This window comes from Adlercreutzia sp. ZJ176 (assembly GCF_011038975.1).
Taxonomy (GTDB): Bacteria; Actinomycetota; Coriobacteriia; order Coriobacteriales; family Eggerthellaceae; genus CAAEEV01.
Window position 1 is genome coordinate 60,464 of record NZ_JAAKEC010000002.1, and the last position, 20,674, is coordinate 81,137.

At 65.1% G+C, this 20,674-nt stretch carries 15 protein-coding genes; all 15 read left to right on the forward strand.

Features of this window, described 5'->3' with window-relative positions; translation table 11 throughout:
• The first annotated feature begins 3 nt into the window (after window positions 1-3).
• The 15 genes from G7Y50_RS01200 to G7Y50_RS01270 all read left to right on the forward strand — a co-directional run bounded on the left by G7Y50_RS01200 (window position 4) and on the right by G7Y50_RS01270 (window position 20,662).
• The gene (locus tag G7Y50_RS01200) at window positions 4-3,477 is read left to right on the forward strand and encodes an ATP-binding protein (protein WP_165055982.1); all 3,474 of its coding nucleotides are present in this window, start codon (window positions 4-6) and stop codon (window positions 3,475-3,477) included.
• Between the two features lie 822 nt (window positions 3,478-4,299).
• Window positions 4,300-4,887 (forward strand): bifunctional pyr operon transcriptional regulator/uracil phosphoribosyltransferase PyrR, encoded by a 588-nt coding sequence (pyrR, locus tag G7Y50_RS11970; protein ID WP_241156562.1) that lies wholly within the window; start codon window positions 4,300-4,302, stop codon window positions 4,885-4,887.
• A 3-nt stretch (window positions 4,888-4,890) separates the two neighbouring features.
• Window positions 4,891-5,835, forward strand: a complete 945-nt coding sequence (locus G7Y50_RS01210) for an aspartate carbamoyltransferase catalytic subunit (RefSeq protein ID WP_165055978.1) — start codon at window positions 4,891-4,893, stop codon at window positions 5,833-5,835.
• The gene (locus G7Y50_RS01215; protein WP_165055976.1) at window positions 5,819-7,111 is read left to right on the forward strand and encodes a dihydroorotase; all 1,293 of its coding nucleotides are present in this window, start codon (window positions 5,819-5,821) and stop codon (window positions 7,109-7,111) included. Before G7Y50_RS01210 ends, G7Y50_RS01215 begins: the two co-directional genes overlap by 17 nt.
• 104 nt (window positions 7,112-7,215) lie before the next feature.
• Window positions 7,216-8,592 (forward strand): glutamine-hydrolyzing carbamoyl-phosphate synthase small subunit, encoded by a 1,377-nt coding sequence (gene carA / locus G7Y50_RS01220; RefSeq protein WP_165055974.1) that lies wholly within the window; start codon window positions 7,216-7,218, stop codon window positions 8,590-8,592.
• Window positions 8,592-11,819 (forward strand): carbamoyl-phosphate synthase large subunit, encoded by a 3,228-nt coding sequence (carB, locus tag G7Y50_RS01225; protein ID WP_165055964.1) that lies wholly within the window; start codon window positions 8,592-8,594, stop codon window positions 11,817-11,819. The genes carA and carB overlap by 1 nt, the downstream gene beginning before the upstream one ends.
• 4 nt (window positions 11,820-11,823) lie before the next feature.
• Window positions 11,824-12,639: a dihydroorotate dehydrogenase electron transfer subunit gene (locus tag G7Y50_RS01230; protein WP_165055953.1), complete on the forward strand. Its 816-nt coding sequence runs from the start codon at window positions 11,824-11,826 to the stop codon at window positions 12,637-12,639.
• On the forward strand, window positions 12,639-13,595 hold the full coding sequence (locus G7Y50_RS01235) for a dihydroorotate dehydrogenase (RefSeq protein WP_241156561.1): 957 nt from the start codon (window positions 12,639-12,641) through the stop codon (window positions 13,593-13,595). Before G7Y50_RS01230 ends, G7Y50_RS01235 begins: the two co-directional genes overlap by 1 nt.
• Window positions 13,589-14,338, forward strand: a complete 750-nt coding sequence (pyrF, locus tag G7Y50_RS01240; RefSeq protein ID WP_165055949.1) for an orotidine-5'-phosphate decarboxylase — start codon at window positions 13,589-13,591, stop codon at window positions 14,336-14,338. Before G7Y50_RS01235 ends, pyrF begins: the two co-directional genes overlap by 7 nt.
• A gap of 304 nt (window positions 14,339-14,642) precedes the next feature.
• The gene (gene mihF / locus G7Y50_RS01245) at window positions 14,643-14,951 is read left to right on the forward strand and encodes an integration host factor, actinobacterial type (protein WP_165055946.1); all 309 of its coding nucleotides are present in this window, start codon (window positions 14,643-14,645) and stop codon (window positions 14,949-14,951) included.
• A gap of 3 nt (window positions 14,952-14,954) precedes the next feature.
• The gene (gene gmk / locus G7Y50_RS01250; RefSeq protein ID WP_165055944.1) at window positions 14,955-15,527 is read left to right on the forward strand and encodes a guanylate kinase; all 573 of its coding nucleotides are present in this window, start codon (window positions 14,955-14,957) and stop codon (window positions 15,525-15,527) included.
• A 6-nt stretch (window positions 15,528-15,533) separates the two neighbouring features.
• On the forward strand, window positions 15,534-15,794 hold the full coding sequence (locus G7Y50_RS01255) for a DNA-directed RNA polymerase subunit omega (protein WP_165055942.1): 261 nt from the start codon (window positions 15,534-15,536) through the stop codon (window positions 15,792-15,794).
• 192 nt (window positions 15,795-15,986) lie between these two features.
• Window positions 15,987-17,222 carry a tRNA uracil 4-sulfurtransferase ThiI gene (thiI, locus tag G7Y50_RS01260; protein ID WP_165055939.1) on the forward strand — a complete coding sequence of 412 codons (1,236 nt, stop codon included), beginning with the start codon at window positions 15,987-15,989 and terminating at the stop codon, window positions 17,220-17,222.
• A 345-nt stretch (window positions 17,223-17,567) separates the two neighbouring features.
• Entirely contained in the window at window positions 17,568-18,245 is a 678-nt protein-coding gene (locus tag G7Y50_RS01265) for a ComEA family DNA-binding protein (protein ID WP_165055929.1), read from the forward strand.
• Window positions 18,233-20,662 (forward strand): DNA internalization-related competence protein ComEC/Rec2, encoded by a 2,430-nt coding sequence (locus G7Y50_RS01270; protein ID WP_165056909.1) that lies wholly within the window; start codon window positions 18,233-18,235, stop codon window positions 20,660-20,662. Before G7Y50_RS01265 ends, G7Y50_RS01270 begins: the two co-directional genes overlap by 13 nt.
• The last annotated feature ends 12 nt before the right edge of the window (window positions 20,663-20,674 follow it).

The following is a 20,674-nucleotide window of genomic DNA, read 5'->3' on the forward strand; positions in this document are numbered from 1 at the left end:
TTTTTGAAACGCGACATAGAGAAACATATTGAAGCATTAAATCAACGGCAATTAAGCGCTAAGAAACCCGTAATAGACAAAGAAAAGACCCATTACGAATGGGAGGACACTTCGCTACTTCCGTTGCTATGCGAAGGCCTCCCGCGGATATACCCTCGTAATGTCTCAGAGGAGGATAAAGAGGCCGAAGGCGAAGCGGTTCGCCTAGCTAATAAGCTAATTGTTAGCGAAAACAGGGATCTGAATTATTCGAAATTCGAAGAAGACTTCGACGTTTTAATATCATTGAACGAGGGATATATCAGCAATCGGCTCGAGAGCTTGAAACATTCCCTGATCGACGACGCGAAAGCTCGTAAAGGCTTACTGATATACGGTGAAGGCGGTATAGGGAAAACCTATTTCCTGTATGAGCTTGCGCAAAAGCTTAAAACCAAACGAATGCCGTATGCGATTGCCTTCAATCAAGAAGGGGTTATCAAGCTCGGAGAATTGAACCTGCAATCCTTTACCACAGCGCATCCAGATGGCTTCACCTTGATAATTGACGCATGTAACGAACTTGACGACGATGTCTTTATGTTGGCGCTCAATCTTATTTCTGAAACGCTGGAAATTGACCATGCAAATGTAATAACAACTACACGCTCTGAGTCGCCAACAGCAAGAATGGAGGACTTGCGACGCGTACTGCCGTCTTCGGTCGAATTCCAAGGTGTAAACCCTGATCGTGCATTCTCCGCACTTGCAGAGAGCGCAGATGAGAAAATAGTTCAGTTTCAAGACATGCTCTTTTCAAGAAACCCGCGCAACCTAAATGCAATGCAATCAATGATTCGCGGGTTTCACCCAAATGAAGACGGCCTAAACGCTACAACGCAGAGAACCGCATTGATTGAAAGATGCATAAAGGACTCACTTGGCAAACAGCAATGGGATTGGACAAAGCAACTCTGCAAATTCCTTCTCGATTCCGAATCGCTTGGGTTTTCGAAAAACGACGCCGAAAGCGTTTTGGGTAAAGAATCAGATTTATACCTTGCGAGCATGATCGAACAGGGATTTATCGAGTGCTACGACTATAGGGAAGGAGAGCCTCGCTATTACTACTCCAGCGAATCGCAGATTAGATACGTAATTGCAAGGTGCCTAAATGACGACTTCGATAGAATCAATGGCTGTGGCTATGACGAGGATGAGTTAATAGACAATATTGCCAAACTGGTTGCTAAACGAAGTTCCTATTCCAATGACCATGAAATGATTCAGGCGACCATTGATAGGTACGTCAATCGAGGCCCAATATTCCTTGCGAAAATGCTTGAAAAGTTGGAGAGATACAAGTTGATACCAGATTGGGAAAGGCACTTTACTCAAACCATCTTTCCGCCGAATTGGGACTTTAACAGCTTTGTTGCCGCATGCGAAGTGGAAGTCGACTGGGCTTTTCTGCATTTCAGTGGCATTTTGAATACGCCGTTCAATCTAACGAATTGCACGAACGCCATTTTTCTTGCTAACGAATCACTGGTTGACAGTTTCTTTGTCAAGAAATGGGAGCGTTGGGAGCTGGCACCTATCATATCCAGAATTCAAAATCTATCTGATTTTGTTTCGCATACAGGGCGAGTGCCAAGTGCAGCGGTGATCGAATGGGTGTGGCTTTCAATATGGTGTTCCTTCTCTTCGGACATGACGTTAAGGGCATTAAGCCAACGTTTGTTGTTTTCTTTATGCGATTCGAGCAGTGAGGCTCTGCATGAGACAATTGATGCGTGGAAGATAGTTAAGGATGTGTTCGCACGGAGAGCCATTACCAAGGCTATTTCTCATTTAGACAAAAAGACAAAAAGAACTGATATCGTTCAAAAATTCGTCGATAGTGCCGTTCGTGAGGAAAATGTCACCGACTCAATCATAATTGCCAATATCTGCCGCATATCTGAAGGTCAAATTACTCCGATAGATTTCAATTCCAAAAATATCTACCTCGAATTAGAGGATTTCCAGCCAACCGAGGATGACCTTGATACCTTTATGCATCAGGCTGACATGATAGATTTGGTTCATAAGAATTTCTTCCCATTTGACATTTACAAAATGCAAAAGGGCTACATAGATTTTGGCTATTCTAATAGCTTCATTTCCACGCCGATATGGACGATCAGGTCATGGAATGATTCGCTTCGTGGGCTGCTCAATTGCCAATCCGGAGGCGAGTGTAAAGGGTGGCTAAAGCAGGTAGAAGATTTCAAAGATTTTCTTCCCATCGAATTCGAAACAGAGGAGCTTGATCAGCGCCGACTAATGAATTGCATGGTTTATTTAACAAAGTCATGGCTGGAACATTACGGAGGAAATCTGCAAGAACTGCTTGGAAAGTTTAGGCTGCTAAACCCCTATCGTGGCAACTATGTTACTCCCAATATGAAGCCTTTCGATCTAGCATCATATGAGCTTCTTGGTTCGCTTGCATCAAACTATTATGTTGATGAAATCGCTTTGGGCGAAGCGAGCCTCCAACGCTGTGGCTTTTGCCAATATGATGAACAAGCCTATAACGAGCCGGGGATAATCCATGTATGCACGCCATCCTCGAATATCGTAACTGATTCTGCTAAACCAAAAATGGAGCGAAGAATCGTATCTCCCGAGAATAAAGATCGTGCATGGTTCGATGATGTAGATGAAGCATATTCGGAAATACTGAGCATGATTGCAAGTATCAGAGTTGGCAAAACAGAATGGCAGCCTATTGCTCTTTCTGCAAAAAGCAGAATCCACATGGGTGGTGATCTTATATTCTCGAATGAATTCGTCATATCGATTGCGTTTGGCACAAAGCAACACATCAATGGCGGCCATGATGATAGATACTTGACCATAGAGCACGAAAGCTTTAAGGGTAACATCAGGGATTACAAGATGGAGCACGGGAGCTTGTGTCGAATCTTGGATGCGCCGGATAAGCATTGCACTATAACAGAGCGCAATCAAATCTTGCTTCCTCCTCCGTCATTAATCAAAAAACTCGATCTTACATTTGACCCTAAGACCGCATGCTTTGTTGACGCTTCATCGGACGAAACTGTGATTGTATGCGATGGGGCGCCCGGAAACTATTACGAGGAGTCTATTCATAACCTGATTTTGATGCGGAAAGATGTCTATGATGAGCTGATTCGAAATGAAACTATAACCTTTTTCGCATTTAGCGAAAGATTTCATAAAGAGGGCGGATACGGTAACGATTGCGATAGACATTGGGAATTCCTACCCGATGGAACGCAAATTGCCGACTACCCCAATGGTGGCAATGTTCAATCTTTGGAAACTCCTGATTCCTGCAAAGGCTGTTATTTCTCTTCAGCCATGCAACAAGAACGCCGAAAAGATAACGAGTTCGAATTCGTTGATCCAAAATGGCTTGAAGAGATCAAAGAAATAGCGAGCAAGTACTTTGAATCACCAGATTAATCCTCGGTCTTAGCTTTAGCATGGGTATGCAGGGTGAGTATTGTGGTGTTTGGGTAGCACTCATTTCGCGATTTTCGTATCACCCGCCAAAATGATCTTTTCGCGAAATTGATAACGCTCGATTCTCAGGCGCCTATCGCCATGTGGCCTTCGTACAATCGTTACGCCATGTAACTGATTGCACGGAAGGAACACGGCGCTGCCGGCTACTGCAGCACCATCCTGAAGACATCGCTGAGCCCAGTGGAAAACGAGCAGGCCAGAGTTGCTCTCGAGCTTCACAATGACGCCAGTCAGAAACTCGTCGTCCTCAAAGTCACGCTCTCTGCGGCATCGAAGCTGATGGAGATTGGGGGAGTTAAAGCACTGCCGAGGCGCAATAGACGATTGCCAGCGCATGCCCGTACCGTTGCTGCTAAGGCTCGCCCGCTTGTGAAAAACTTGGCGCCGAGGGGTTACGCATGCGGGGGAAACGTGGCATACTGGACGAGTCCTTTAAATGCGGTACAGAGAGACCGACAAGGTACAAACCAAGTGCATCACCTGCGCGCGGCCGCGCGCAGCGAAGATGCGAAGCGGGGAGAGCCTTTGTCAGTCGCAGGGGCTCGTTTTTTTGCCCTGCGGCGGCGGGATGAACACGGCGGACAGGACGCAAGCGCGGCGCGAAGCGCGCAACGCGCGGGCGGCGGGCGCAGGCCCGAGCGAGCCCGGGCGGGCGCACGTGAGCGAGGAGCGCACGCAAGCGCGGCGCAAGGCGCGAAGCGGCCTGACGGCGGGGGATTCGGTTTCGTCTGTGCGCACTCGAACCAGAAGGGAGTGTGTATGAACGAGAACAGCCTGGTCAAGTCCGTTTGCATGGATGCAAGCGAGATCGAGCGATCCATTACGCGCATTGCGCATCAGATCCTCGAGGCCAACAAAGGAGCTCAAGGCATCGCGCTCGTGGGCATCGTGACCCGCGGCGATTTGCTTGCCAAGAAGCTCGCCTGCAAGATCGAGGAGATCGAAGGGGTGAAGGTGCCCCTCGGCAAGCTCGACATCAGCTTCTACCGTGATGACTTCATGACGCATTTCGCGCCCGAGGTCCACTCCACCGACATCGCGTTCGACATCGACGGCGTCACGGTCGTTCTCGTGGACGACGTGCTCTACACGGGCCGCACCATCCGCGCCGCGCTCGACGCGCTCATGGACATCGGCCGCCCGGCCGCCGTGCAGCTCGCCGTGCTCGTCGACCGCGGCCACCGCGAGCTGCCCATCCGCGCCGACTACGTGGGAAAGAACGTGCCCTCGTCCGCCGACGAGAGCGTGCGGCTCTTCCTCGAGGAGGTCGACGGCGTGTCAGCCGTGGAGATTCTGGCAATCGAACCGGGCTCCCGTGCGAGCTCGGCACCCCTGGGAGGTGAGTAGGGCATGGGCTTCAACCACAAGCACCTGATCGACATCACGGAGTACTCCGCCAACGACATCATGACCATCCTCGAGACGGCGGTGCGCTTCCGCGAGGTCAACGAGCGGCGCATCAAGCAGGTGCCTACGCTCAAGGGCTTCACCGTCGTGAACATGTTCAACGAGCCCTCCACGCGCACGCGCTCCTCCTTCGAGATGGCCGAGAAGCGCCTGAGCGCCAACAGCCTCAACTTCGGCGGCTCCTCCACCTCCACGGTCAAGGGCGAGAGCCTTGTGGACACGGTCGAGACGCTGTGCTCCTACAAGGTCGACATGATCGTCGTCCGCGACAAGCACGCGGGCGTGCCGCGCAAGATCGCCGACGTGTCGGGCGTGCACGTGATCGACGCCGGCGACGGCAAGCACCAGCACCCCACGCAGGCCCTGCTCGACCTGTACTCCATCTGGCAGACCAAGGGCGATCTCGACAAGCTGCACGTCGGCGTCGTCGGCGACATCGGGCACTCCCGCGTGTGCGGCAGCCTCATCCCCGCGCTCAAGATCATGGGCTGCGAGGTCACCGTCGTCGCCCCGCCCACGCTTTTGCCGGCGCGCCCCGACGTGCTCGGCGCCGACCACTGGACGAGCAGCCTCGACGAGGTCCTGCCCGAGCTCGACGTGGTGTACATGCTGCGCATCCAGCGCGAGCGCCTCGAGGGGGCGCCGTACCCGAGCCTGCGCGAGTACAACATGCTCTACGGCCTCACCGAGGCGCGCGAGCCCCTCATGAAGCCCGACGCCATCGTGTGCCACCCCGGCCCCATCAACCGCGGCGTCGAGCTCGACTCCTACATGGCCGACCACCCGAAGCGCTCGGTCATTCTCGATCAGGTCTATGCCGGCATCCTGACCCGCATGGCCGCCCTGTACCTGCTGCTTGGAGGGAGCGAAGATGGCATTGCTGCTTAGAAACGCGCACGTGGTCGACCCGCAGGTCGGCCTCAACGAAGTCACCGACATCCTCATCCGCGACGGCCGCATCGTCGAGGTCGGCCATGACCTCGACATGCCGAAGGGCGTCGAGCGCGACCTGGCGGGCAAGACGGTGATCCCGGGCCTCGTGGACATGCACGTGCATTTGCGCGAGCCGGGGTACGAGCAGAAGGGCGACATCGCCTCCGAGACGCGCGCGGCGGCCAAGGGCGGCTACACGGCCGTGTGCTCCATGCCCAACACCAAGCCGGTGGTGGACGACGCGGTGGCCGTGGAGTACGTGAAGGCGCGCGCGGCCGCGGTGGGCAAGTGCCGCGTGCACGTGGCCGGCGCCTGCAGCCAGGGGCTCAAGGGCGAGACGCTCTCCGAGATGGGCGACATGATCGCCCACGGCGCGGTGGCCTTCACCGACGACGGCCGCGGCGTGCAGGGCGCGGGCATGATGCGCCGCGTCATGGACTACGCGAGCCAGTTCGGGCGCGCGGTCATGAGCCACTGCCAGGACGAGGACCTCGTCGGCGAGGGCCAGGTGAACGAGGGCGTGGCGTCCACGCGCCTCGGGCTTCTGGGCTGGCCGGCCGAGGGCGAGGAGCTCCAGATCGCCCGCGACATCGCGCTGTGCCGCCTGACGGGCTGCCCGCTGCACATCCAGCACATCTCCACCGCGCGCGGCCTTGACCTGGTGCGCGCCGCGAAGGCCGAGGGCCTGCCCGTGACCTGCGAGGCCACGCCGCACCACCTGTTCCTCACCGAGGACGCCATCGGCGACGACTACAATACCAGCTTGAAGGTGAACCCGCCGCTGCGCACAGCCGCCGACGCGGCCGCGCTCGTCGAGGGCGTCGTCGACGGCACCGTCGACGCCATCGTCACGGACCACGCGCCGCACACTGACTTCGAGAAGGACCGCGAGTTCGAGCTCGCGCCCTTCGGCATGATCGGCCTGGAGACGGCGCTCGGCCTCATGGTCACGCACCTCGTGAAGCCGGGCAAGATCACCTGGGAGCGCCTCGTGGAGCTCATGAGCGTCGCCCCGCGCGCCATCCTGCGCGTGGACCCCGTGCGGATCGAGCCGGGTTGCGTCGCGGACCTCACGGTGATCGACCCCGACGTCACCTGGACGGTCGACGTCGCCGACTTCGCCTCGAAGGCCAAGAACTCCGGCTTCGTCGGGGCCGAGCTCACGGGTCGCGCGACGGACGTGTACGTGGGAGGCTACGCCACGCTCGAGGACGGCGCCATCGTCGAGTAGCCGACGCGCGCCTGCGCCCGATGGCATGAGGGCAGGCGGCACATGAGTAGTTCGGCGAGGCCGGGCGCGCGCCCGGCCTCGCCGTGAGAGGGAAAGGGTAGCGCATGAGCGAGACAAGCGAGCGGCTGCTGGCGGGCACGTCCAAGCCCGCCGGAGCGCCAGCTCTCCTCGTATTGGAAGACGGCGCGGTTTTCAAGGGAACCGCCTGCGCGGCGCGAGGGGAGGTGTTCGGGGAGATCTGCTTCAACACGTCGCTCGAGGGCTACCTCGAGGTGATCACCGACCCGTCCTACGCGGGCCAGATCGTCACCATGACCTACCCCCAGATCGGCAACTACGGCGTGAACCTGGATGACTGCCAGTCGGACGCCCCCGCTCTGCGCGGGCTCGTGGTGCGCGACCTGTGCGCCACGCCGTCCAACTGGCGCAGCGAGATGAGCCTGCCTGAGTTCCTCGTCAAGAACGGCATCGTGGCCGTCGAGGGCGTCGACACGCGCGCGCTCGTGCGCCACGTGCGCGACCACGGCGCGCAGCGCGCGGTGCTCTCCACCGAGGACGTTAACGCGGAGAGCCTGCTCGCGAAGGTGCGCGCGAGCGAGTCCATCGTGGGCGTGAACCTGGCGGCCACGGTGTCGTGCGAGGCGGTGCACGCGTTCGACGCGGTGCCGGCCAGCCACGCCTTCGCCGTGGAGCCCCCGGCCCCCAAGCGCTACCGCGTGGTGGCGTACGACTGCGGCGCGAAGCGCTCCATCCTCGAGAACCTCGTGCGCGTGGGCTGCGACCTCACCGTGGTGCCGTGGGACACGCCGGCCTTTGAGGTGCTGGCGATGGGGCCCGACGGGGTGTTCCTCTCGAACGGCCCGGGGGACCCCGAGGCCGTCGAGGGCACGTACGCGCAGGTCGAGCAGCTTCTGGGCAAGGTCCCGGTGTTCGGCATCTGCCTGGGGCACCAGATGATCTCGAAGGCTGCGGGCGCGGCGATCGAGAAGCTCAAGTTCGGGCACCGCGGCGGCAACCAGCCGGTCATGAACCTGCGCACGGGGCGCGTGGAGATCACGGCGCAGAACCACGGCTTCGGCCTCGTGTGGCCGAGCTTGGGGCCGCTCGTGCCAGAGCTCTCCGAGGGCTTCAAGGGGCACGAGGACGACCTGCGCTTCTGGGTGCGCGCCCAGTGCGCGCCGGTGGTGCGCAACGAGAAGTTCGGGCGCATCCAGCTCACGCACGTGAACCTCAACGACGGCACCGCCGAGGGCATCGCGTTTCTCGACATCCCCGCGTTCTCGGTGCAGTACCACCCCGAGGCCTCGCCCGGGCCGACTGACGCGCACTACCTGTTCACGGCGTTCACGCGCCTGATGGACGGGCGCGAGGACTACCTCGACATCGACATCGCGGCCGACCGCCTCGAGGGCTGGACGTTCGCGTCGGACGTGCGCAACGAGGGCTTAGGCAACGCAGGCGAAGGCAAGGTGAGCGAGTAATGCCGAAACGTGAAGACATCAAGTCCATCCTCGTCATCGGATCGGGCCCCATCGTCATCGGCCAGGCGTGCGAGTTCGACTACTCGGGCGCGCAGGCCTGCAAGGTGCTCAAGGCCGACGGCTACCGCGTGGTGCTCGTGAACTCCAACCCGGCCACCATCATGACCGACCCTGAGCTGGCCGACCGCACCTACGTGGAGCCCATCACGCCCGAGTTCGTGGAGAAGGTGATCGCGCGCGAGAAGGTCGACGCGCTGCTTCCCACCCTCGGCGGGCAGACGGGCCTGAACACGGCCGTGGAGCTCGCGAAGTCCGGCGTGCTCGACAAGTACGGCGTCGAGATGATCGGCTGCGACCTGGCGGCCATCGAGCGCGGCGAGGACCGCAAGCTCTTCAATGAGTGCATGGAGGAGCTCGGCATCGAGACCGCGCGCAGCGGCTACGCCTACTCGGTGGCCGACGCCGAGGCCATCGTGGACGAGCTGGGCTTTCCCGTGGTGCTGCGCCCGTCGTTCACGCTCGGCGGCGCGGGCGGCGGCATCGCGCACGACCTCGACGAGCTGCGCCTCATCGTGAGCCAGGGCCTCGAGCTTTCGCCGGCGGGCGAAGTGCTCGTGGAGGAGTCCATCGAGGGCTGGAAAGAGTTCGAGATGGAGGTCATGCGCGACCGGGCCGGCAACGGCATCATCATCTGCTCCATCGAGAACTTCGACCCCATGGGCGTGCACACGGGCGACTCCATCACGGTGGCGCCGGCCCAGACGCTCTCCGACGTGGAGTACCAGCGCATGCGCGTGGCGTCGCTCGCCATCCTGGAGAAGATCGGCGTGGAGACGGGCGGCTCGAACGTGCAGTTCGCCGTCAACCCGCGCAACGGCCGCATGGTCATCATCGAGATGAACCCGCGCGTGTCGCGCTCCTCGGCGCTCGCGTCGAAGGCCACGGGTTTCCCCATCGCGAAGGCGGCGGCGAAGCTCGCCGTGGGCTACACGCTCGACGAGATCACCAACGACATCACGAAGGCTACGCCCGCCTGCTTCGAGCCCTCCATCGACTACTGCGTCGTGAAGGTGCCGCGCTTCGCGTTCGAGAAGTTCGCCGGCACCGACGACACGCTGTCCACCCGCATGAAGGCGGTCGGCGAGATCATGGCCATCGGCCGCACCTTCGAGGAGGCGCTCGGCAAGGCCATGCGCTCGCTCGAGAACAGCCGCGCCGGCCTCGGTGACGACGGCAAGGGCATCGAGGGCGGCTCCTTCGACGACTTCGAGGATCTGGTGCACCGCCCCACGGCCGAGCGCATCTTCTTCGTCGCCGAGGCGCTGCGCCGCGGCTGGAGCGTCGAGCGCGTCTGCGACGTCACGCGCATCGACCCCTTCTTCATCGCGCGCATCGCCGACATGGTTTCCGTGCAGGAGGCCCTGCGCGGCATGCGGCTCGACGAGCTCGACGCCGACGCCTTCCGCGTGGCGAAGCGCTACGGCGTCTCCGACGCGCAGATCGCCCACCTCACCGGCTCCGACGAGCTCACCGTGCGCACCTGCCGCAAGATGCTCGGCGTGCGCCCGGCGTTCAAGACGGTCGACACCTGCGCGGCCGAGTTCGCCAGCTCCACGGCCTATCACTACAAGACCTACGACGCCGACGAGTCCGAGGTGGCGCCGAAGACGCGCAAGCGCGCGATGATCCTCGGCGCGGGCCCGAACCGCATCGGCCAGGGCATCGAGTTCGACTACTGCTGCGTGCACGCGTCCTACGCGCTTTCCGAGGCGGGCTTCGAGACGATCATGGTGAACTGCAACCCCGAGACCGTCTCGACCGACTACGACACCTCTGACAAGCTCTACTTCGAGCCGCTCACCTTCGAGGACGTCATGGACATCATCGACGTGGAGCAGCCCGACGGCGTGGTGGTCACGCTCGGCGGCCAGACGCCCTTGAAGCTCGCGCGCGCTCTCGAGGCGGCGGGCGTGCACGTGATGGGCACCTCGCCCGAGGCCATCGACCTCGCCGAGGACCGCGACCGCTTCTCCGCCATCCTCGACGAGCTTGGCATCACGTACCCGGCGGCGGGCATGGCCTCCACGTTCGAGGAGGCGTGCGCCGTGGCCGACCAGATCGGGTTCCCGCTGCTCGTGCGCCCCTCCTACGTGCTCGGCGGCCGCGGCATGGCCATCGTGTACGACGGCGCGCAGCTCGAGAAGTACATGGGCGAGGCCGCGAAGATCTCGCCTGACCACCCGGTCTACCTCGACCGCTTCCTCGAGGGCGCCGTCGAGCTCGACTTGGACGCGCTCTGCGACGGCGAGGAGGTCTTCGTGGGCGGCATCCTCGAGCACATCGAGATGGCCGGCATCCACTCGGGCGACTCGGCCTGCTGCACGCCGCCGTTCGCCCTGTCCGAGGCCGTGCAGGCGCGCCTGCGCTCCATCGCGCGCCAGCTCGCGCTGCGCCTTGGCGTGGTGGGCCTCATCAACATCCAGTTCGCCATCAAGGACACGGTGATCTACGTGATCGAGGCGAACCCGCGCGCGAGCCGCACGGTGCCGTTCGTGTCGAAGGCCACGGGCGTGCCGCTGGCGAAGATCGCCGCGCGCATCATGGCGGGGGAGAAGCTCGCTGACCTGGGCCTGCCGGCGGATGACCGCCGCCTCGACCACTTCAGCGTGAAGGAGGCCGTCATGCCGTTCGGCCGCTTCCCCGGCGCCGACGTGGTGCTGGGCCCCGAGATGAAGTCGACCGGCGAGGTCATGGGCATCGCCCGCAACTTCCCGGCCGCCTACACCAAGACCCAACTCGCCATCAGCTACGAGCTGCCCCAGGACGGCGTCGCGTTCATCTCGGTGAACGACCGCGACAAGCGCAACATGGTGCCCATCGCCCGCGACATCGCGCGCCTGGGCTTCAAGATCGTGGCCACCTCCGGCACGGCGCGGGCGCTGCGCGCCGTGGGCATCGAGTGCGAGGAGGTGGGCAAGATCCACGAGGGCGGCACGTCGATCATCGACCGCATCGCCGCCGGCGAGGTGTCGCTGCTCATCAACACGCCGTTCGGCACCGCCACGCGCGGCGACGGCTACGAGATGCGCGCGGCTGCGGTGCGCCACGGCGTCACCTACGTGACCACGCTCGCCGGGGCGCAGGCCATGGTCGCCGGCATGGAGTTCATGCGCCACTCCGGCCTCGACGTGATAGCGCTCCAGGACCTTCCCCAGTGGAGAGGATAACGATATGACCTTGGTGAATGAGAAGGCGCGCATCCTGGCGAACGCGTGCGTGGGGCCGCGGCTGTGGCTCATGGAGCTTGAGGCGCCCGCGATCGCGGCAGCGGTCGAGCCGGGGCAGTTCGTGCACATGAGGGTGCCGCTCATGCCCGAGCGCATCCTGCGCCGCCCGTTCTCGATCTACGCGCGCGACGCGCAGGCGGGCACGGTGGAGGTGCTCTACCAGGTGGTGGGCGCCGGCACCGACCACATGACCACGCTCGGGGCTGAGCTTAAGTGCGAGCTCATGGGCCCGGTCGGGCGCGGCTGGCAGCCGCCCGCCGCCGTGTCGCGCGCCCTTCTGGTCGGCGGCGGCGTGGGGGCGGCGCCCCTGTTCATGCTGGCCGAGGAGCTCGTGGGCGCCGGCGTGCGCACCGACGTGGTCCTCGGCGCGCAGACGGAGGCGGCGCTCGCGTGCCGCGGGCGCTACGAGGAGCTGCTCGCGGCTGGCGCGTCCTGCGGGTGCGCCGGCGCGCGCTGCGCCACCGACGACGGCAGCTTCGGGCGCGCGGGCTTCTGCACGTCGCTCGTCGAGGAGGCGCTCGCCGAGGCGGCAGCTTCGGGCGAGCCCTACGATTATGTGGCCGTATGCGGCCCCGAGCCGCTCATGAGGATCGTGGCGGGCATGGCGAAGGCGTCCGGCGTGCCCTGCGAAGTGTCCATGGAGAAGCGCATGGCCTGCGGCATCGGCGCGTGCCTGTCGTGCGTGGTGGACACGCGCGCGGGGAAGAAGCGCTCCTGCGTCGACGGCCCGGTGTTTCCCGCAGAGGAGCTGATGTGGTAATGGACGAGCGAAACGAGCAGATGGCGGCGCGCACCCCGCGCGCCACGAGCGTGAGCCTTGCCGTCAACCTGGGCGGCCTTGGCATGAGAAACCCCGTGACCACGGCCTCCGGCACGTTCGCCGCGGGGCGCGAGTACCACGACTTCGTGGACGTGGCGGCCCTCGGCGCCGTCACCACGAAGGGCGTGTCTTTGAACGGCTGGGAGGGCAACGCCTCCCCGCGCATCGCCGAGGTGCCCTCGGGCATGCTCAACTCCATCGGGTTGCAGAACCCCGGCGTGGCGCACCTCAAGGAGCACGAGCTGCCCTGGCTCGCCGAGGTGGGCGCCACCACCATCGTGAACGTGTCGGGGCACAGCTTCGACGAGTACGTGTCCGTGATCGAGGCGCTCGAGGACGCGCCGGTGGACGCATACGAGGTGAACATCTCGTGCCCGAACGTGGACGCGGGCGGCATGACCATGGGCTGCCACGTGCCGAGCGTCGAGAAGGTGGTGTCGCTCTGCCGCGCGGCGACGGCCCGCCCGCTCATCGTGAAGCTCACGCCGAACGTCACCGACATCACCGAGATCGCCCGCGCGGCCGAGGCGGCGGGCGCGGACGCCATCTCGCTCATCAACACGCTGCTCGGCATGGCGATCGACGCGCGCCGGCGCCGCCCGCAGCTCGCGCGCGTGGTGGGCGGCTTCTCGGGCCCGGCCGTGAAGCCCGTGGCCCTGCGCATGGTGTGGCAGTGCCACAACGCCGTGAAGGTGCCGATCCTCGGCATGGGCGGCGTCACCACCGGGACCGACGCCGTGGAGTTCATGCTGGCCGGCGCCACGGCGGTGGCGGTGGGCACGGCGAACTTCATGAACCCGCGCGCGACCGTCGACGTGATCGACGGCATTATCGACTACTGCGAGGAGCAGGGCGTGTCTGACGTCAACGAGCTGATAGGAGCGCTGCAATGCTAACGAACGACCTCAACCCGAACTTCCGCGAGCTGCCCTTGCGCGACCGCGTCATCGTGGCGCTCGACTGCAACGCCGCCTGGGAGGCCATCGTCATGGCTGACGCCCTGGTGGGGAAGGCGTCGTGGGTCAAGGTGGGCATGACGCTGTACTACGCCGAGGGCCCGGCCATCATCCAGATGTTCAAGCGCCGCGGCTTCAAGGTGTTTCTGGACCTCAAGTTCCACGACATCCCGCACCAGATCGAGGGCGCGGCGCGCTCGGCGGCGGCGAGCGGCGCCGACATGATCACCATGCACACGGTGGGCGGCCTGGCCATGATGCAGGCTGCCCAGCGCGGTGCGGTGGCCGGCGCGGCCGAGATCGGCGCTTCTGTTCCGGCGACGCTCGGCATCACGGTGCTGACCTCGATGGACGATACGGCCCTAGCCGCCACGGGCGTGACGCGCCCCTTGCGCGACCAGGTGCTCGCCCTGGCCGACCTCGCGCGCACGGCCGGCATCTCCGGCGTGGTGGCCTCGCCGCAGGAGGCGGCGGCCCTGCGCGCGCTTCTGGGCCCGGACGCGTTCATCGTCACGCCCGGCGTGCGCCCCGCCGGCGCGGCGCTGGGGGACCAGAGCCGCGTGGCCACGCCGGCCGAGGCGTTCGCCGCGGGCGCGTCGCACATCGTCGTCGGCCGCCCCATCACGCAGGCGCCCGACCCCGCCGCGGCCTTCGACGCCATCGCCGCCGAGCTCGAGGGCTAGGCCCTCTTCGGCGCGGTAATCACGCCGCTTCGCCTGCTGCGCCCCGCGCGGGATGGGGGCCGTCCCTCCCACGCGGGGCTTCTTTTCGCCCCGGCTGCCTCCACCTGTAGAGGATTTGTGGTGGAAATGTTAATTTTCCCAGTTCAACGCCTGATTCATCCATAATATGGGCGCTTGAGTTGCCCTGGGGCGCGCAAACGGCGCGCTATGCGGCCTCAAGCAGGCATTTCACGTACTGACGTGCGCCCGCCGGGACCACGTAACCTGCAATCCGAGATAGGTGAAAGAAGAAGGAGACAGATTCATGGCTATCCCTCAACTCAGCCCTGAAGCACGTGCGGAAGCCCTTGAGAAGGCGAAGGCCGCCCGCATCAAGCGCGCCGAGGTCCGCGAGGACCTGAAGTCGGGCAAGCTCACGATCGAGCAGGTGCTCGACATGAAGGAGGACCCCATCGTGGGCCGCATGAAGGTGTCCACGCTCATCGAGACGCTTCCGGGCTACGGCAAGGCCAAGGCTGAGAAGGTCATGAGGGAGCTCCAGATCGCCGAGAGCCGCCGCCTGCGCGGGCTGGGCGACCGTCAGCGCGCCGCCCTGTTGGAGCGCCTGGGCTAGTTCATGCGGCGCGGCAACCTCTTCGTCATCTCAGGGCCGTCAGGTGCCGGCAAGGGCACGCTGGTGGCCCGCCTGCTTGAAGCCGTGCCCGACGCATGGGTGTCCGTCTCGGCCACCACGCGCGCCCCGCGCGACGGGGAAGCAGAGGGCGTGCACTACTTCTTCAAGTCCAAGGACGAGTTCATGCGGCTCGCGCGCGAGGGCGGGCTTTTGGAGTGGGCGCGCTACGCGGGCAACTGCTACGGCACGCCGCGCGCCTCGGTCGAGGAGCACATGGCCGCGGGCGACCAGGTCATCCTCGAGATCGACGTGCAGGGGGCCTTCCAGGTGCGCGAGAAGATGCCCGACGCGCACCTCGTCTTCATCGAGCCGCCCTCGCTCGAGGTGCTCGAGCAGCGCCTGCGCGGGCGCGGCACCGAGACCGACGAGGCGGTCGAATCGCGTCTTGACGCGGCCGTGGTGGAGCTTTCCCGCAAAATGGAGTATGATATACGGCTGGTAAACGACGACCTGGAGCTTGCCTTGGGCGAGCTGGTCGCATATGTGAACGAGCAAGCCGACAACCCGCGAGGATAACAGTCTATGAGCATTATTGAACCTGAGATCGACGTTCTGCTGAACGAAACCGAGAACGACCGCTTCCTGCTGTGCGCCTTGGCCTCCAAGCGCGCGCACGACATCAATGACATGATGCGCGGGCAGCGCGATCGCGCCATCCAGCTGCAGACCGCCGTGGAGATCGCGCGCGCGGCGGACAAGAAGCCGCTCTCGATGGCCTTCACCGAGATCGCCCGCGAAGAGGTCTCCTACGACCCTGAGTCCATCGACGCCAAGAACCACTAGCCTCGTTCGCTGCTGACGCAGCAAACGAGCTTCACGCTGCGAGGGCCCCTGATCGCCCAGCTGCTCGCTCCAGGCACTTCACGCACGCCATGCGGTTGAAGTGCCCATCGCGGCATCTGATCGATCAGGGGCCCTCGCGCTGACTTCGCCGCCGCCTTTCCCTGCTTCTTCTCTTCCTTCGTGAGGTACAACATGCTGGAATTCCAACGCATCGTGCTGGTCCACTACCACGAGATCGGCCTCAAGGGACACAACCGCGCGAGCTTCGAGATGCGCCTTTTGCGCAACCTGGAGTCGCTGCTCGGCGCGTTTCCCGTGGTGACCATCCACCGCATCGCCGGGCGCCTGCTCGTGTTCCTCAAGGAGGGCACGAGCCATGACACGGCGAACGCCTGCGCCGACGCCATCCTCGGCGTGCCGGGCGTGGCGCGCGTGTCGTGCGGCTTCAAGTGCGAGCGCGACCTCGACGTCATGGGGACGGCGGCTCAGGCGGCGCTGTCCGAGGCCGGCAGCTTCGAGAGCTTCAAGGTGAGCGCGCGGCGCAACCACACCGACTTCGCCATCGACTCCATGTGCATGAACCGCGAGATAGGCTCGGTTCTGTGCGCGGCGTTCCCCGAGAAGAAGGTGCGCATGAAGGACCCCGACGTCACGGTCGGCGTCGAGGTGGTGCAGAACGCCGCGTACGTGTACGCGCGCAGCGTGCGCGGCATCGGCGGGCTGCCCGTGGGGAGCTCGGGCGTGGTGGTGAGCCTTCTGTCCTCGGGCATCGACTCGCCGGTGGCGCTGTGGCGCATGGCGCGGCGCGGTGCGGTGTGCGTCGGCGTGCACTTCTCGGGGCGCCCGCAGACCTCTGACGCCTCGGAGTTCCTCGTCGACGACATCGCGCGCGTGCTCGAGAGGACGGGCTGCATCGCGCGCGTCTACGTGGTGCCCTTCGGCGACTACCAGCGCGAGATCTCCGTGCTCGCGCCGCCGTCGCTGCGCATCATCCTGTACCGCCGCCTCATGTTCAAGGTGGCCGAGCGCCTCGCATGCCGCGAGCGCGCGGGGGCGCTCGTCACGGGCGAGAGTTTGGGGCAGGTGGCCTCGCAGACGCTCGACAACATCCGCGCCACCGACGCCGCGGTGAGCCTGCCGGTGTTCCGCCCGCTCATCGGCACCGACAAGATCGAGATCATCGAGCAGGCGCAGCATCTGGGCACCTTCGAGATCTCCTCGCAGGACGCGCCCGACTGCTGCACGCTGTTCATGCCGCGCGCCCCCGAGACGCACGCGAAGCTCGCCGACGTCGAGGCCGCCGAGGCGCAGCTGCCGGTCGAGCAGTGGGTCGAGGAGCTCGCGGAGGCCGCCGAGGTGCACGACTACGCCTGCGCGGCCTACAAGCGCCGCAAGAAGGAGGCGGGCGCGCATCCCGATTGCGCCTGACGCGGGCGGCTGACGCGGGATTGGCGTGGGCGATTGACGTGGGCTTGGCGTGCGCGGCTGCGGTGCGACAGGCGCGTTTGGCGCGCGGGCGGTTAACGTGCGGAAGGCGCGTCTGGCGCAGGCGGCGGCGATGCGGCAGGTGCGGCTGCGATGCGGCATGTGCGCCGGTTGCATGCGGCTGCGGAGCGAGAGACGCGCCCGATGCGTGCGACCTTGAGGCGACGGGCGCGGCGGATCTGCGTCAGATGAGCGGGGTCCTCGCATGAGGGCCCCGCCAGGTTTCCGCCGCCCTTCTGCCAGGTGGCGTCGCTACCCTGTCCTTGGAAGACGAGGGAAGGGGAGCGCATGGGCTTTCAGGACTCAGCCTACTCGTGGCGCGCGCGCCTGCATCTGGGGAGGACGAAGCCCGCGGTCATCGCGGGCGTGCTTGCCGTCGCGCTGCTCATCGTGCTCTGCGCGGCTTCAGGCGCCCTCCAGGCGGGCGGCACCTCTTTCGAGATCGTCAAGGGCCCCGGGGGCGCTTCCGCCTCGGAAGCCGCCTCCTCCGCGCAATCCGCCGCAGAGGAGGCGCCGCAGATCTGCGTGCACGTGGGCGGGTGCGTGGCGCATCCCGGCGTGTGCTACCTGCCTGCCGGGGCGCGCGTCGCCGAGGCCGTCGAGGCGGCGGGCGGGTTCGCCGAAGGCGCGGCGCATGACGCGGTGAACCTCGCGCGCGTGCTCAGTGACGGCGAGCAGATTATCGTGCCCTCAGCTGAGGAGGCGGCTGCGGCGGCGAACCCGAGCGTTGCTGCAGGGAGTGCGGCCGCGCCGCCGGCAAGCGCGGCGGGAGGGCGCGTCAACATCAACACGGCCGACGTGGCGCAGCTGGTGACGCTTGACGGCGTCGGCGAGGCCACGGCGCTCAAGATCGTCAGGGACCGCGAGGCGAACGGCCCCTTCAAGACCATCGAGGACCTCAAGCGCGTCTCCGGCATCGGCGACAAGAAGTTCGAGGGCCTTAAAGACCACATATGCGTGGGGTAGCGAACCGCAAGGCGCCCAAGCCGGGGACGGCGGGCCGTGAGGCTCCCGGGTCGGGGGCGGCAGGTCGTAGGGCGCCTGGATCAGGGACGGCGGGTTGCGAGGCGCCGCCTAAGCCGAGCGTGCCGCCGCTGCTCCTCGCGGCGCTCGCGCTGTGGGCTGCCTGCGCGGGCGCCTACACGCTGCTCGGCGCGCTGCCGAAGGCGGCAGCCGGCGTCTTCGGCTTGGGCGGCGCCGCTCTCTCCATCGTCTGCGGCGCGCTTCTGGCGCGCCGTCGCCAGGCTCTGGCGTGGTGCGTTCTGCTCGGGCTCTGCCTGGGCGTCTGCTGCGCCGGATGCGGCGCGTATGCCATGCGGGCTGCATCCGAGCCCCTCGTCGGCAGCGCGCGCCCATGGACGTTCACGCTCATCGAGGACGCGCGCCCAGGCTCCTTCGGCGCGCAGGCCCTCGCCTGGGCGCAGGATGCCGCAGGCGCGCGCGTGAAGGTGCGCCTCATGCTCGGCGAAGACGCCGGGACGCTTCTCGGCGGCAGCAGGCTCGAGGCCCCCTACGCCCTCGAGGACGTCCCCGAGGAACGTCAGACCTTCCTCTGGGGCGAGGGCGTGTGCGTCACGGCGCGCGCGAGGTCACCCCATCTGCTCGAGGACGCAGGCCCGCTCGCGCCCGTCCGCGCCTTGCGCGCGCAGGCCATCGAGGCGCTCGGGGCTTACGGCGGCGCGCAGGCGGGCATCCTGCAGGCGCTCGCGTGCGGGTACCGCGGCACCGTCAGGGAAACAGGCGCCTACGGGCGCTACCAGGCGGCGGGGCTCGCGCATCTGGTGGCCGTGTCGGGTGCGCACCTCGCCCTCGTCGTCGTCCTGCTCGGATGGGTGCTCGGCGCCCTGCGCGTGCCCCGTCCTGCGCGCCTGGCGCTCAACGCGGGCGTGGTGGGCGCCTACCTCGTGCTCGCGGGCGTGCCGCTCTCGGCGGTGCGCGCGGCGGCCATGGTGCTGCTCGCCCTCGTGGCGCCCGCGGCGGGGCGGCGCGCCTCCTCGCTCAACGCGCTCGCGGTGAGCATCATGGCCTTCGTCGCGCTCGACCCCTCTGCGTCCGTCTCGGCGTCGCTCTTCCTCTCAGCGGGCTCCGTGTTCGGCATCGTGCTGTTCTCAGGGCTCTTCCGCTCATGGCTCGCTCCGCTCCCGCGCGCCCTGCAGGGCCCGATCGTTCAGCCCCTGGCGCTCACCGCAGCGTCGAACCTGGTCACACAGCCCTTCTCGGCGGCGCTCTTCGCGCAGCTCCCGCTCGTCGGGCCCGTTGCCAACGTGCTCGCGGCGCCGCTCTTCGCGCTCGGCTGCGTGGCGAGCCTCATCGCGGGAGTCGTCTCGTGCGCGGTCCCCGCGGCGGCGCCGGTCGCCGTCGGGGCGGCGCGCGCGGCGTGCCTGCCGCTCGAGGCGCTCGTGGCCCATCTGGCGCGCCTGCCCTACGCCTGCATCGCCGTGGACTTCCCCGTGGCACCCGCCGTCGCGCTCTCGGCCGCGGCGTGTGCGGCGCTCTGGCTCGTCTGGCCCCAGCCGCGCCTGCGCACGCTTGCCACAGGCAGCGGCGCCCTCGCCGCCGCGCTCGCGCTCGTGCTTATGGTGGCGCCCACCTTTCGGGGCGACGAGATCATCATGCTCGACGTCGGCCAGGGTGACGCCTTCATCGTGCGCAGCGGAGGCGCGTCCGTGCTCGTGGACACGGGGAACCAGGATGTGCTCCTGCGCAGGGCGCTCGGGCGCAACGGCGCCTTCGGGTTCGACGCGCTCATCGTGTCGCACGCTGACGACGACCACTGCGGCAGCATGGAGGTGCTCGAGGGCGTCGCGCATGCACGGCGTGTATGCGTCGCCGCAGGCGCGCTCACGTGTCCCTGCGCCTCCTGCGAGCGCCTGCGCAGGCAGGCAGCGAGCCTTGCCGGCGCGCAGGGCATCTGCGGCATGGAGCCGGGAGACACCCTGACGGTGGGAAGGTTCACGCTCAAGGCCGTCTGGCCGCACGCGTTCGCCGACGAGGGAGGCAACGCCGACAGCCTCTGCGTGCTCGCCTCGCTCGACGCCGACGGGGACGGCGCGGCTGACTGGACGGCGCTCTTCTGCGGTGACGCCGAGTCCGCGCAGGTCGAGCGCATCGTGGCAGAGCAGGGCCTGCGCGGCGTCGACGTTCTCAAGGTGGGCCACCACGGTGCCCGCGTCGCGCTCACCGATGAGCTCGCCGCTTCTCTCGGCCCGCGCGTGGCGCTCATCAGCTGCGGTGCCCACAACCGCTACGGCCACCCGAACGCAGAGACCCTCGCTCGCCTCGAGGCCGCGGGCGCGCGCATCCTCAGGACCGACCAGACGGGAGACGCCCGGCTCTCCTTCGCCAAGGGCTCCCTCAGCATCACCACCGAGCGCTCGGGGTGAGAGACGCGGGCG